This is a genomic window from Blautia hansenii (assembly GCF_013304445.1).
Lineage (GTDB): Bacteria > Bacillota > Clostridia > Lachnospirales > Lachnospiraceae > Blautia.
The window spans coordinates 1-13,579 of the sequence record NZ_JAAITA010000038.1 but is presented as its reverse complement, the minus strand read 5'-3'; the positions used below and the strand labels follow the sequence as shown (position 1 = coordinate 13,579).

The window sequence follows — 13,579 nt, the reverse complement described above, 5'->3', positions numbered from 1 at the left end:
TTAGGTCTTGCCATAATGAATCACCGCCGTTTCTTTTTAGTATATCATGAAACGGCATGAAGCAAAAGAATAATTGTGTTAAATATAAATATGTCAATACACTAGATATCAATATCACTTATACCGGACGGGAAGATGAATATCCAGAAGAATATACCCTGACAATACAGTCTGGCAGCATGGAGTGTAATTTCAATTTTCGAAGCTATGGCAACTGTGAACCGTTTTTTGTAAAAAATACAGACGGAAGCTGTTATCTGTATCTGTTCACCAGCCATGAGAATGATTACAGCGTTTTACTGATATATAAAATAACAAATTCCGATGTTACCCCTGCTTCTTTAGATAATTTCGCTCCGTTCTGCCTGGAACAGAATTATGAAGAGCTGGAAACCAATCTGGAGAACTCCTATCGTTCGGCTCACAGAACACTCAATTACACCCTTACAAATCCGGAGCATATGATGCTGTCGTCCCGCCTGAGTACACTCAGCACCTGTTTTGGATGCAAGGATTATCACGCAAATGTAGCAGGAGTGCCTCAGTCAGAACAGGATTTCCTCATATCCGATCCTCTGCGCTTTCAGTTAAAACAGGATTTTGAGCTGGAGCTTTGCGGAAAGGACGAAAAGCCGTCCGGCAAAAATCAGATCGTTTCAAAGGGTGCCGTCCTGTATCCCTATGCTACAGACGGAATCAGCTATCTGCTGTTTAAGGATGCAGATGGAACTCTTTTCTATGCAGAGATTGAGGTAAACCAATATCCTCAGCTTATAAATGGTGTTATTGCAGAGGATGTATTTGACGGTATGAGATATGCTGGATGAGTGGAATACTGATCAGCTTCCTGACGGAAGCTTGATGAGCCAAAGCGTTCTAAAAAAGTAAATCAAATAAAAAGCATCATTCACAGAGGCGGTATTTTTTGATACCCCTCTGTTTTTATGTCACAGGAAATTTCTATGACAGGAAAGCGCTCCAAAGAAATCCCCCTGCGGAAAAGAAAAACACGTTCCTCTTTTATGCATATTACATAGTATCTGCTATAAAAAACGAATAATCGCACCATTATTAATAAAGCACCAATAAAATAAAGCAATTTAAAACAAAATAATGCACAAAACTTTGTTGTTTTGCTTATGTATTTAAGACAAAAAAACGGTTAAAAATGTCGGAATAATGAATAAAAAGTAAAAAATAAAAAATTCACCCTTCCGGCAATAAAGAAAAGTAAAAAGATCTAAAACACAAAAAAAGGCCCTCTTGTTATAATAAAGACAACAAAACAAGTGCAGAATGGCTGCAGAATTTTAAGGAGGAACGTGATTATGAAGTTGAAAAAAGGAGTAGCTCTTTTACTGGCGTCAGCAGCAATGGTATCCCTTGCAGGATGCGGAGGAAATTCTGGTGGAAGTGGAAGCAATGCTTCAAATGCAGCAGGGGGAAACAGTGAACTCCCGACTCTGCGTGTAGCAGCAATGCCAACCATTACCAGCCTTCCCACATATTATATCCAGAAAAACGGACTGGATGAAAAAGCAGGCTTTAAAATGGAAGTTACCATGTTTGATACCGGGGCTCCTATGAATGAAGCCCTGGCTGCAGACTTATGGGATGTAGGGCAGATGGGTGCAGCCGCAGTAACCGGCATGGCAAACTATGATGAGCTGATTATCGGTGAAGTTCTGGAATCTACCGATGGACAGGGCGTATTTGTTTCTCCGGACTGTCCTGTAGCACAGGACACTGGTTTTAATCCATCCTTTCCCACTGTGCTTGGAAGCCCGGAATCCGTTTCAGGCATTACCATTTTAACTCCAGTAGGAACTGCTCAGCACTTTACCGTTTTAAAATGGCTGGAAAAGCTGGGAATGGAGCCGACAGATGTCAATATTGTAAACATGGACACCGTACAGGCTTATCAGGCACTGCAGGCCGGACAGGGCGATGCTGCTTCCTTGAATGTTCCTACCTTCTTTGATGCAAAAAACGACGGCATGGTACAGGTTGCTAACCTGGCCGATATGGGTACTCGTTATGTAGATATGATTGTAGGAAACAGAAAGTCACTGGATGGCAAATCTGATGTAATGCAGGGCTATATCAACTGTGCATTAGAGGCCTGTGAAGCCCTGGAAAAGGATCCGGACATGGCAGCAGATTTGCTGGTAGAATTTCTGCAGGATGCAGGTATTGAAACCAGCAAGGAAAACTGTGTAGCAGACCTGAATCGTGTAAACTGGCTGACCAAGGATGAGTGGAAGGGCCGCGAGCTTGGAAACTTCGCAAAGGAATTAGGCGAATTCTATGTAGAGCAGGGACAGCTGGAAGCAAGTGCAACCGAAAAATTCAACACCAATATAATTACTGATTTTGTAAAGGATTACCAGTAAACAATCCATTAAATCGTAACAGTTCAGCCTTGCATCTTCTTGCCCGCTTACAGCGGATAAGAAGCTTTAGGCGTCCGCCTTATGTGGATTCAGTCAGAAAAAGGCAACCTGCAAAGAATGGCCTGCGACAAGGTTTGCTGCAGGCCGTTTTCCTTAGAAATAGGCTTTATGTGTGGAAAGGTGTGAAAAGCGAATGAAGGAGTTATTTCAAAAATATAAGTTTCAGTTGATTTCCGTATGCTCATTTTTGTTTGTGCTTCTGGTCTGGCAGCTGGTTACTGATGTATTCCATCTGGTAAGCCCTGTTATGCTTCCAAGCCCGACAAAAATTTTAAATACGCTTTGGTATAAGCTGACTGGAGGTACAGTACCTGATGGTTCGTCACTGTTCGAAAACATCTGGTCCAGTCTGAAAATCGCCTTGGGCGGTTATGTAGTAGGTGTCTTAATCGGAGTTCCCTTGGGAATCGGAATGGCATGGAGCCGCCGCTTTGAGCTGTTTGCAAAGCCTCTGTTTGATATTATCCGTCCTGTTCCAGCACTTGCATGGATTCCTTTGATGATTTTATGGCTGGGTATCGGTTACGCATCTAAGGTCGGCATCATTTTCTTTGCTGCCTTTATCAGTGCGACCGTAAACTCTTATACCGGAATCCGCCGTACCAGTCAGGTCCACCTGTGGGTTGGAAAAACCTTTGGGGCAACCAATCGTCAGCTTTTGTTTAAGGTGGCAATCCCCACAGCTCTCCCTATGATTTTTACCGGTCTTCGTCTGGCTCTGGGCTCTGCATGGGTTGCACTGGTAGCCGCTGAAATGCTTGCAGCTACAAGCGGACTGGGATATATGATTCAGATGGCCCGTATGCTGGGACGCCCAGATGTCATTATCGTTGGTATGCTGACCATTGGATTTGTAGGACTGCTTTTAAATACCGTTCTGGAAAGACTGCAGAAACGTTTTGTAAGGAGGGGAAGACAGCATGATTGATTCTACAACAAATAGCCGTTTTTCAAATAAACAGTTGATTGTAATCTACACTATTATTTCTCTGGTATCTCTGCTTATTGTTTGGGAGCTGGCTGCCAGATTTACCGGCGCATCCATGTTTCTTCCTCCGGCAAGTCAGGTTCTTGCAGCGTTTTTCAGAAGCTTTGTAGAACCGATTGGTAAACGCACCATGCTGGCGCATGTAGGGGTCAGTCTGTACCGGGTGGCCGTTGCTTTTTTCTTTGCCACGATTGCAGGCATTGCCCTTGGTGTAGGAATGGGATATTCCAGAACCTTTGAAGCTATTTTTAAACCTATTTTTGAATTTATCCGTCCGATTCCGCCTCTGGCATGGATTCCCCTGTCCATCTTGTGGTTTGGGCTTGGCGATACCGGAAAATTCTTCATTATTTTTTTAGGATGCTTCTGTTTCATTACGGTAAACACCTATGACGGTGCAAAAAATGTGGATCCGGAATTAATCGGAGCAGCCCGTATGCTGGGAGCCAACGAACGCCAGGTATTCTTCGAAATTGTGCTTCCGTCCTCTGTTCCTTATATTTTCGCAGGTCTTCAGATTGCTGTAACCGCTGGATGGAGCGCAGTAGTAGGCGCAGAGATGATTCAGTCCAATGAAGGTGTTGGATGGATGATTGTACGTGGAATGAATACCGGAAATACGGTACAGATCATGGTTGGTATCGTCGCAATTGGTATCGTAGGCTTTATACTGGCGAATTTAACCAGTGCATTAGAAAGGAGACTGTGCGCATGGAACGAGCAGAAGGGAATGTAAAAACAGGAGCTGCCGTGCTGGAATGCCGGAATGTAGGACGCAGTTTTGAAAGCTATGATGGAAGCGGACGCAATGAGGTCCTCCGCGGAATGAATTTTGAAGTGCATGAAAATGAATTTCTGGTACTGTTTGGGGCCGGACAGTGCGGAAAAACAACTCTTCTGAATATTTTAGCCGGTCTGGATATGCCGACAGAGGGCGAAGTATATACCCGAGGAAAAAAAGTAACCGGACCTGCTCCTGAGCGGGGGGTTGTTTACCAGAAGACCTCTCTTTTCCCATGGATGACTGTCGAAGAAAACGTTGGCTTTGGACCAAAGGTACGCCATCTTCCAGCTGAAGAGAAAAATTCCAGAGTCAAGAAATATCTGGAATTAGTCGGACTTACTGGATTTGAAAAAAGTTATCCCAGTCAGCTTTCCGGTGGTATGCGCCAGCGCGTAGGAATTGCCCGGGCTTATGCCAATCAGCCGGATATTATGCTGATGGATGAGCCATTTGGTCATCTGGATGCCCAGACCCGTTATATGATGGAGGAAGAACTTCAGAGGATTTGGCAAAAGGAAAAACGAACTGTTATATTTGTTACCAACAATATTGAAGAGGCGCTGTTCTTAGCAGACCGCATTATATTGCTGACAAACTGTCCAACCCATATTAAGAAGGAGTATGTCATCAATATGCCCCATCCTCGTGATTATGTGGATCCTGAATTTTTGCGTCTGCGCCAGTTAATTACCGATAATATGGATCTGACGCTGTAAGAGAGGAGAGAATACCATGCAGGATAATAAAATGCCAAAGGTACAGGTGCGAAATCTGACCAAAAAATTCGGAGATCTTCTTGTTTTAAATGATATTTCCTTTGATGTGCGTTCCGGAGAATTTTTATGCATTGTAGGTCCTACGGGATGCGGAAAAACAACGTTTTTAAATAGCCTGACAAAGCTCTACCAGCCTACGGCCGGCGAAATTTTACTGGACGGGGAACCTGTAGATTTAAAGAAACATAACATTGCCTATATTTTCCAGGAATATTCTACTATGCCCTGGCTGACTGTAGAAGAAAATGTTGGTTTTGGTCTGGATATTAAGGGTGTGGAAAAAGAAAAGGCAAAAGCTCTTGTAAATGAATATCTGGACATTGTGGGATTGACCAAATACCGCAAATACTATCCAGATCAGCTGTCTGCCAGTATGCTTCAGCGTGTTGTAATTGCAAGAGCATTCGCAACCCAGCCGGATTTACTGCTGATGGACGAGCCCTATGGTCAGCTGGATATCCAGCTTCGCTATCATCTGGAAGACGAGCTGATCAGCTTATGGCAGAGAACTGGTACCACCGTTCTTTTCATTACTCATAACATTGAAGAGGCTGTTTACATGGGCGAGCGGATCCTGGTGCTGACCAACAAGCCTACCAGTATTAAATGCGATATTGACAACAATTTGCCTCGCCCAAGAGACATTGCCAGCCCGGATTTCGTAAAACTTCGTAACGAAGTAACAGATCTGATTAAATGGTGGTAATGGAATAAAACTTTACACCAGACAGACATACTGCTATAATCAGGAGGTGTTCCAATGAAAAAACAGCCAAATATTGTTTTTATTATTTCCGATGACCAGGGCTACTGGTCATTGGGCTGCAGCGGCAACGAGGAAATTATTTCTCCCAATATCGATCGCCTGGCTCAGGAGGGAATGCGCTTTGAAAATTTTTTCTGTACATCTCCCGTCTGTTCACCGGCCCGGGCAAGTCTTTTGACTGGAACGATTCCCTCTCAGCATGGTGTTCATGACTGGCTTCGAGATGATGATGAAAAACAGTCTGCCCTGGAGTATCTGGCAGGACAGTATTCCTATACCAAAGCACTGGCAGAAAATGGATATTGCTGCGCTCTGTCCGGAAAATGGCATATGGGAGCAGCAGGAAAGGTACAGCAGGGATTTACCCATTGGTTCAGTCATAAATCCGGCGGCGGTCCTTATTACGGCGCTCCTATGTACAAGGATGGAGTTCTGTACCGGGAGGAGCGGTATGTGACTGAGGCCATTACAGAGGATGCCCTGGAATTTCTGGATACAAGAAGGGAGCAGGAACAGCCCTTTTATCTTCATGTGGCCTATACGGCTCCCCATGCTCCATGGCTGAACAATCATCCAAAGGAATATACGGATCTTTATAAGGACTGTCCTTTTGAGTCTGTTCCCCATCTTCCCAGACATCCAGACAGTATTTATCTGACAGACGAAGTGGCCAAGGATGAACGTGGCAATCTTATCGGCTATTTTGCAGCTGTAACTGCTATGGACGCTGGCATTGGAAAAATTATGGAAAAATTGGAAGATATGGGAATCGCAGAGGATACTCTGGTTGTATTTACGGCAGACAATGGCTTCTCCTGCGGCCACCATGGCTTCTGGGGAAAAGGCAACGCCACCTTCCCCTTAAATATGTATGAGGAATCCGTAAAGGTTCCGTTTATTGTCCGTCATCCGGGACATATTCCGGCAGGAGCTGTTTGCGATGCGCTGGTTTCTGCATACGATTTTATGCCGACTCTCCTGGACTATCTGGATTTAAAAGCTTCTGATCATGGAAACCGCCCTGGCATGTCCTTTGCCCCGGCCTTAAGAGGCGAAGCTTTTAACCAGCATGAGGAAGTCGTGGTAATGGATGAATACGGCCCAAACCGTATGATTCGAGGCCGCCGTTTTAAATATGTAGCACGGTATCCCTATGGTCCTAATGAACTCTACGATCTGAAAACGGATCCAGGAGAAACAAACAATCTCCTGATGAGCGGAGGCTTTGAAGAGCTGGAGCAGGAAATGCGTCTCCGTCTGGAAACCTGGTTTTCCAAATACGTCAATCCGGAAATCGACGGAGCAAAGGAAGCGGTATTTGGTTCCGGGCAGACCGGACTAGCCGGTTTATGGGGAAAGGGAGTTTCTGGTCATAGCTGTGATGACTATATTAAAGAAAATCCAAACTTTGCACCATACCGAATGAAATAACATCTGGGAGTGAATACGATGAACAAATGGTTTGAAAAAATTTCTGTATGTACCAAGAAACTACGTACTCAGCTTTTTGGAGCCTATTGCTTTGTATTCACTCTCTTTTTTATTGCCGTTTCCCTTCTTGTCAGCGGATCGATACGAGATCTGCTGATCAAACAGATTGGAAGCAACCGAATCGCTGTGCTCAGACAGATAGGAGAGAGAGCCAACCTGATCAAAACCAGCAGTACAACGTTATCGAATTTGTATACCCATGAAATTATCAGCCATGACTTTCTGAACAAACCGCTCTCTGAAAGGGAACATAAAAAAGCCTGGGAGTACCTAGATTCTCAGAAAAAGATTTACGATGAAATTATTGGCCCAATTGGTCATGAGGTGGTCATTTGGGGAGAAAATGGCTTTTTTTACAATTCTGGAGAGATCGATACGGATACCTGGGTATACCAGCCCTGGTATAAAAATCTGCTGACAGCAATGTCTGAGGGCAGTGAAGGAGAGGTTCATTTTTCCCGTACCTTTTCTGCATATAAAAAAGGCGAACGTACATATCAGTTTGCAGCAGGACGGCTTTTAGGCAGCGGAGATGAGAAACATGTACTGTTGATTTTAATTGATGAAAAGCAGCTGGAGGATTTGTATGGATCTGTCCAGGAACAGGGTGGACAGGTTTATCTGTATGATCAAAATGGATTTATTGTCTCTCATTCCAATAAAAAAATGCTGGGAAAGCAGTTTATTGATGTGAATTATATGCAGAAGACCTATGGCACAGAAAATTCCAATATCATCCAAAAGCTGGGAAAGAGTTATGTGCTGTCTACCCACCTGGATCAGAAAACAGGGTGGACCATTGTAGAGGAAAGTCCAACCAAAATCATTCTAGGGGCATTAAACGATACTTACTGGATTATAGGGAGCATTCTGATAACTGGTTTGATTCTTGCGGTTGCTGTATCTGTTTATATTTCCAGACGTATTTCCACTCCTCTGACAGCTCTGAGCGATGCTATGGACAAGTTTGGCAGTCCGGATTTCACGCCGCCCTGTGTGGCAAGAGGGACTCAGGAGATTGACCATCTTCAGGAAAGCTTTAAACATATGGCTGATGAGATTACCAGCCTGATGGAACGGATTCAGGAGAGAGAGAAGCAGAAAAGAGCCCTGGAGGTCAACTTTCTCCGGGCACAGATCAATCCTCATTTTTTGTATAACACCCTGTTTTCTATTCGATGTGCAGTGGAGGTTGGAAAAAATGAACAGGCAGCCAAAATGCTCAGCGCATTTATTGATTTGCTCAGAAGCACTTTAGCTGTAAAAAATACAACCATTCCCTTAAGTGACGAGTTGGAGACAACACGAAAATATCTGGTAGTCCAGAAGCTGCGCTATGGAGAAAAAATTAATTACGAAATTGAGATGCCGAAAGACACAGAGGACTGCATGGTTCCGCCGCTGATTCTCCAGCCACTGGTAGAAAATGCCATTTTCCATGGATTAGAGGCCAAAAGCGAGGCAGGAACAGTCATCATTGAGTCAGCTTTTCAGGGTAATAACCTTCTTCTGACAATTACCGATGATGGGGTCGGGATGGATTCTGAAACCTTAGAAAAAGTACGTGCAAGCCTTCATCAGACAGTAATAAAAGACGCACATTCTATTGGTATGTCTAACGTACACAACCGGATTCGTTTAAACTATGGTGAAGATTATGGAATGTCTATAGACAGCTTTCAGGGAATGGGAACTACCATAACCCTTTTGATGCCTGCCATAAAACAAAAGGAGGAGATACAATGAAAGTTCTAGTGGTAGATGACGAAGCAATGATTTGTGAGTGGCTGCAGTTCTGCATTTCTCAAAATCCGTCCTGCCAGCTGACTGGAGTAGCACACAATGGACAGGAAGCTCTGGAACTGTTTCATCGAGACGAACCAGACCTGATTTTAACAGATATTAAAATGCCGGTAATGGATGGACTGGAATTTCTTCATGCTTTAAAAGCTCTGGGAAGCAGGGCAAAGGTAGTGGTATTAACGGCCTTTTCCGATTTCAGCCTGGTTCGTCAGGCTCTGCGAGATGGAGCGTCTGAATATCTTTTAAAAACAGAAATGCAGAATGATCTGCTTCAGGAGCTGTTAAATCGGATTGCAGGGGAACTGCAACGAAAGAATCATCAGGAAGAGCCCGATGTGGCAAATGTAGCTCAGATACAATCCGTGATCAGCCATATCTTAAGACAGACCAGAGAGCTGAGAGAGGACGATCTGGAACGGCTTCGTCAGTGTGGAATTCGCTGGAGAAACAATGGCTTATTCGCCCTGGCTGTATGGAAGCAGGATATGGAGGAAAACGGCCTTCTATTTCCAGAAGAAAGTCCAGCTCGTCATGTTGCCGGATTTGACTATACAGATCGAGTATATATGATCGTAGGAAATTTCCCAAAAACTCTTAGCATTGCAGAAAAGGCCAGACAACTGACGGAATATGCCAGACACGTACAGGTCATTAATCACTGCATGGTAGGAATTAGCGCCATTACAGATGAAATGAGCCAGATCCCCTTTATGGTCTGGCAGGCATCCTGCTCTCTGGGTGAGGGATTTTACACAGGCAAAAAAAGGGTCTATGAGCCTCAATATCCCTTAAAGGAACTGTTCCGCAGAAATGAGCTGTGGAAAAACACGTTTACTAAATTCCGGGTGCATCTTCATCAGGTTCAGGGAGGACAGCGCTACGAGCTGATAAAAACGTTTTTTGAAGTTCTTCCCAGCCAGAAAATTTTAACAGTTGATCCTCTTTGCAAGCTGTGCCTGGATGCTCTGGATCTGCTGGAATTTGAGGCAAAGGGAAATGGTATTGTTCTGGATCATGCAGAGGAGCTTCATTTACGCCTGCAGCAATGCATTACTCTGGATACAGCAAAAGAAGTTATGCTGGATGCAGCAAAGCAGTGCTGCCTTCCTATAGACGAGCTCCAGCCAAAATCAAAAAATATCTGCCTTGCAGTGGAATATATTAATGCTCATTATGCAGAACAGCTGAGTTTAGAGCAGGTTGCCGCTCAGGTATACTTAAATCCAGATTATTTTTCCAGAGTATTTAAAATCGAAACCGGACAGACCTTTATCAATTATCTGACCGACGTTCGCCTCCAACATTCGGTGCAGCTTCTGGAAAATACAGCACTCCGTGTACAGACCATTGCCCAGCAAGTAGGCTACTACAATGCCAGCTATTTTTCAACTACATTTAAAAAGAAGTACGGCGTCAGTCCGTATGAATACCGACGCAGCGGAAGCTGATATTTCTAGAAAAGGAGAATCTTTATGAAGGCAATTATGGTAATGTACGATTCTCTGAACCGTCATCTGCTTCGCCCCTACGGCTGTCAATGGACCAGAACAGAAAATTTCTCACGCCTGGCAGAACATTCTGTAACTTTTGATAACTATTGGGTAGGAAGTATGCCCTGTATGCCTGCCAGAAGAGAGCTTCATACAGGACGATATAATTTTCTTCATCGGAGCTGGGGACCACTGGAGCCGTTTGATGATTCCATGCCTGAAACACTGAAAAAGTCAGGAATCCATTCCCATCTGATCAGTGATCACTATCATTACTGGGAAGACGGAGGCGCCACCTACCATCAGCGCTATACTACCTGGGAATGTGTACGTGGGCAGGAGGGCGATAACTGGCAGCCTCTGGTGGGCTTTTCTGACGGACCTTCTCCTACCAGAAACGTATGCGGAGAGCCGGAAGACAACTGGGTGATGCAGGATTTTGCCAATCGAACAGCTATGCAGGATGTTTCCAGACAGCCGCAATGTCAAACATTTCAAAAGGGACTTGATTTTCTGGAGCAGAATCACGACAAGGACAACTGGTTCCTTCAAATTGAAACTTTCGATCCCCATGAACCGTTTTTTGCGCAGCCGGAATACCGCAGTCTGTTTCCGGATTCCTACAATGGTCCGTTCTGTGACTGGCCGGATTACCGTCCTGTAAACGAAGAGGACAGTCCGGAATTGATTCAGCATTTGCGCCATCAGTACGCAGCTGTTTTAAAGCTTTGCGATGAAAATCTGGGAAAAATATTAGATGCAATGGATTCTTACGATCTCTGGAAGGATACCATGCTGATTGTTAATACGGATCATGGCTTTCTTTTATCAGAACACGGGCAATGGGCCAAATGTCACTGTCCATTTTACGGAGAGGTTGCCCATACGCCGCTCTTTATCTGGGATCCCAGAAGCCGGAGACAGAATGTGCGAACCAGCCAGCTGGTACAGACCATTGATCTTCCCGCAACACTTTTGGAATACTTTGGCCTGCCTCTGTTTCCTGATATGGAGGGAAAACCGCTTCGCCCTGTGATAGAGCAGGACGTTCCCGTCCGTGAAGGAGGATTGTTCGGAATTTTCGGAGGACAGGTCTGCTGCACAGACGGAACATGGGTCTATATGAGAAGTCCCCTTCCAGATAACCAGCCCCGATATGAATATACACTGATGGTCACCCGCCACGGGGGACGAAGAGCTTTTATCAATCATGATATTCTCAAGTCCATGAAACTTGCTTCGCCGTTTTCTTTTACAAAAGGTATTCCTGTGCTGAAGCTGGAAAGCCGGCAGCAGGTTTCCCAGGCCGGTTATCCCACCATGCTGTTCTGTCTGGAATCAGATCCTGACGAGGAGCATCCTCTGAAAAATATCGCTGAGGAAAGGCGGATGGCAGCTCTGATGAAAAAAATGATGATCGAAAACGACTGTCCGGAAGAACAGTTTATCCGGATGGGATTGTAACCAATGATAACAAATTTTTTTCAGAAAGGCAGAAATACCCTTCTTCAAACTATAGGCTAATAACGAGATGCCACAAAAATAGTAACGGGGTCAGACCCCATTAAAAAAGTATAAACCCTAGAAATGATATTGACCAATGATATCATAAATGATACAATCATAAAAAGTTTAATGGGGTGTTAGAATGGAAAATACGGTTGAAATTTATCAAGAAGAGAAAGAATTAAGGGGGAAACGCCTGGCAGCCTATGCAGAATCGATTCAGGAAAAGGTACAGAAGGATTCAGAGCAGATTATAAAAATACTAGTAGAAGAGAGATACCGCCAGAAGAAGACCCAGCAGGAGATGGCGGATATAACCGGGGTAAGAGCCTCGAACATAGCTAGATTTGAGAAGGCTTCTAGAGTGCCAACATTGCTTATGTTGGAAAAGTATGCGAATGCACTGGAAAAGCATATAGAGATTAGAATAACGGAGGATAAATAGTAGTGGGAGATTATCCCGCTGCTGTTTGAAATAATCAATGATGATAGTATTATAAAAGAAAGGATATGAAGAAGAGGATTATGGCTACAGTGGTAAAAAGTTTTGCAATACAAGGAATCGAAGGACATAACGTAGACATAGAGACAAAAATACTGGATGGCCAGCCTATGACCTCCATAATCGGGATGGGTGATACAGCAGTAAAGGAGTCAGCGGACCGAATACAGTCAGCAATTGATGAAAGCGGATATGTATTTCCGAAAAAACGTGTAATTATAAGTCTGGCGCCAGGAGATGTGAAAAAGAGGGGGTCTCATTATGACCTGGCAATGGCAATAGGAGTCTTGTAGGAAGATAATAATATTGCAGCTAAGGATTTGCATCAGTATGCGTTCATCGGTGAGCTGTGTCTAGATGGCGGTCTACGAGCTTGCTGTGGTATTCTTCCGATGATTCTTGCTGCGAAACAATCAGGGATTAAAAAAGTCATTATACCGGAAGTAAATACGGAAGAGGCAAAATTGGTACAAGGAATTGAAATCTTGGGATTTTCAAAATTAACGGATGTGATTCGTTTTTTGGAAGGGAAAGAAAAATTTGAGGACAGAATTAAAAAATCCTGTGAAAACACACAAAGAAAAGATATGATGTTTGATTTTAAGGACGTGAAGGGACAAAAAGAAATTATTGAGGCATCGCTTTTGGCAGCAGCAGGCGGACATAATATGCTTATGATTGGGGAACCGGGGTGCGGAAAGACTATGATAGCCCAAAGAATCCCAACGATTCTTCCAGAAATGACGGAAGAAGAATGTCTGGAGGTCACAAAGATTTATAGTATTTCAGGATTACTGCCGGCAGGTCATAGTTTAATAAGGAACCGACCGTTCCGGGCACCACATCATAATGCCTCATTGAATTCTTTAATTGGCGGAGGTGTAAATGCAATGCCAGGAGAAGTATCACTCGCACATAATGGGGTATTATTCTTAGATGAACTGGCAGAATTCTCAAGAAGAACACTAGTATAAAGTAAATTAAATAACTGCTATATATTTTATGGATGATGTGTGGTAA

12 protein-coding genes and 1 pseudogene are annotated in these 13,579 nt (G+C 44.0%); all 13 read left to right on the top strand.

Annotation, left to right across the window (positions count from 1 at the left end):
• Positions 1-56: 56 nt before the first annotated feature.
• The 13 genes and pseudogenes from G5A70_RS15075 (at position 57) to G5A70_RS15815 (ending at position 13,533) form a co-directional block, all read left to right on the top strand.
• Complete coding sequence (locus G5A70_RS15075; protein WP_173750283.1) at positions 57-827, top strand: hypothetical protein; 771 nt, start codon at positions 57-59, stop codon at positions 825-827.
• Between the two features lie 501 nt (positions 828-1,328).
• On the top strand, positions 1,329-2,393 hold the full coding sequence (locus G5A70_RS15070) for an ABC transporter substrate-binding protein (RefSeq protein WP_173750282.1): 1,065 nt from the start codon (positions 1,329-1,331) through the stop codon (positions 2,391-2,393).
• Between the two features lie 193 nt (positions 2,394-2,586).
• Positions 2,587-3,381: an ABC transporter permease gene (locus tag G5A70_RS15065; protein ID WP_173750281.1), complete on the top strand. Its 795-nt coding sequence runs from the start codon at positions 2,587-2,589 to the stop codon at positions 3,379-3,381.
• Positions 3,374-4,177, top strand: a complete 804-nt coding sequence (locus tag G5A70_RS15060) for an ABC transporter permease (RefSeq protein WP_173750280.1) — start codon at positions 3,374-3,376, stop codon at positions 4,175-4,177. Before G5A70_RS15065 ends, G5A70_RS15060 begins: the two co-directional genes overlap by 8 nt.
• A complete protein-coding gene (locus G5A70_RS15055) occupies positions 4,153-4,941 on the top strand; it encodes an ABC transporter ATP-binding protein (protein WP_173750279.1) in 789 nt (262 codons plus the stop codon). Before G5A70_RS15060 ends, G5A70_RS15055 begins: the two co-directional genes overlap by 25 nt.
• Positions 4,942-4,957: 16 nt before the next feature.
• Entirely contained in the window at positions 4,958-5,707 is a 750-nt protein-coding gene (locus G5A70_RS15050) for an ABC transporter ATP-binding protein (protein ID WP_173750278.1), read from the top strand.
• Between the two features lie 54 nt (positions 5,708-5,761).
• Positions 5,762-7,198: a sulfatase-like hydrolase/transferase gene (locus G5A70_RS15045; protein ID WP_173750277.1), complete on the top strand. Its 1,437-nt coding sequence runs from the start codon at positions 5,762-5,764 to the stop codon at positions 7,196-7,198.
• A gap of 18 nt (positions 7,199-7,216) precedes the next feature.
• A complete protein-coding gene (locus tag G5A70_RS15040; protein ID WP_173750276.1) occupies positions 7,217-9,004 on the top strand; it encodes a cache domain-containing sensor histidine kinase in 1,788 nt (595 codons plus the stop codon).
• Positions 9,001-10,509 (top strand): response regulator, encoded by a 1,509-nt coding sequence (locus G5A70_RS15035; RefSeq protein ID WP_173750275.1) that lies wholly within the window; start codon positions 9,001-9,003, stop codon positions 10,507-10,509. The genes G5A70_RS15040 and G5A70_RS15035 overlap by 4 nt, the downstream gene beginning before the upstream one ends.
• A 24-nt stretch (positions 10,510-10,533) precedes the next feature.
• The gene (locus G5A70_RS15030) at positions 10,534-12,015 is read left to right on the top strand and encodes a sulfatase (RefSeq protein WP_173750274.1); all 1,482 of its coding nucleotides are present in this window, start codon (positions 10,534-10,536) and stop codon (positions 12,013-12,015) included.
• 184 nt (positions 12,016-12,199) lie between these two features.
• Complete coding sequence (locus G5A70_RS15025; protein ID WP_173750273.1) at positions 12,200-12,502, top strand: helix-turn-helix domain-containing protein; 303 nt, start codon at positions 12,200-12,202, stop codon at positions 12,500-12,502.
• Positions 12,503-12,567: 65 nt separating this feature from the next.
• Positions 12,568-13,011, top strand: a pseudogene (locus G5A70_RS15910) (magnesium chelatase domain-containing protein); the annotation flags it as partial.
• Between the two features lie 135 nt (positions 13,012-13,146).
• The gene (locus G5A70_RS15815) at positions 13,147-13,533 is read left to right on the top strand and encodes an ATP-binding protein (protein WP_319017085.1); all 387 of its coding nucleotides are present in this window, start codon (positions 13,147-13,149) and stop codon (positions 13,531-13,533) included.
• Positions 13,534-13,579 lie beyond the last annotated feature (46 nt).

Coding starts and splice junctions, on each gene's coding strand:
- G5A70_RS15025 (WP_173750273.1), top strand. CDS start 12,200: ATGGAAAATACGGTTGAAATTTATCAAGAAGAGAAAGAATTAAGGGGG.
- G5A70_RS15040 (WP_173750276.1), top strand. CDS start 7,217: ATGAACAAATGGTTTGAAAAAATTTCTGTATGTACCAAGAAACTACGT.
- G5A70_RS15070 (WP_173750282.1), top strand. CDS start 1,329: ATGAAGTTGAAAAAAGGAGTAGCTCTTTTACTGGCGTCAGCAGCAATG.
- G5A70_RS15050 (WP_173750278.1), top strand. CDS start 4,958: ATGCAGGATAATAAAATGCCAAAGGTACAGGTGCGAAATCTGACCAAA.
- G5A70_RS15045 (WP_173750277.1), top strand. CDS start 5,762: ATGAAAAAACAGCCAAATATTGTTTTTATTATTTCCGATGACCAGGGC.
- G5A70_RS15815 (WP_319017085.1), top strand. CDS start 13,147: ATGATGTTTGATTTTAAGGACGTGAAGGGACAAAAAGAAATTATTGAG.
- G5A70_RS15060 (WP_173750280.1), top strand. CDS start 3,374: ATGATTGATTCTACAACAAATAGCCGTTTTTCAAATAAACAGTTGATT.
- G5A70_RS15055 (WP_173750279.1), top strand. CDS start 4,153: ATGGAACGAGCAGAAGGGAATGTAAAAACAGGAGCTGCCGTGCTGGAA.
- G5A70_RS15035 (WP_173750275.1), top strand. CDS start 9,001: ATGAAAGTTCTAGTGGTAGATGACGAAGCAATGATTTGTGAGTGGCTG.
- G5A70_RS15030 (WP_173750274.1), top strand. CDS start 10,534: ATGAAGGCAATTATGGTAATGTACGATTCTCTGAACCGTCATCTGCTT.
- G5A70_RS15065 (WP_173750281.1), top strand. CDS start 2,587: ATGAAGGAGTTATTTCAAAAATATAAGTTTCAGTTGATTTCCGTATGC.
- G5A70_RS15075 (WP_173750283.1), top strand. CDS start 57: ATGAAGCAAAAGAATAATTGTGTTAAATATAAATATGTCAATACACTA.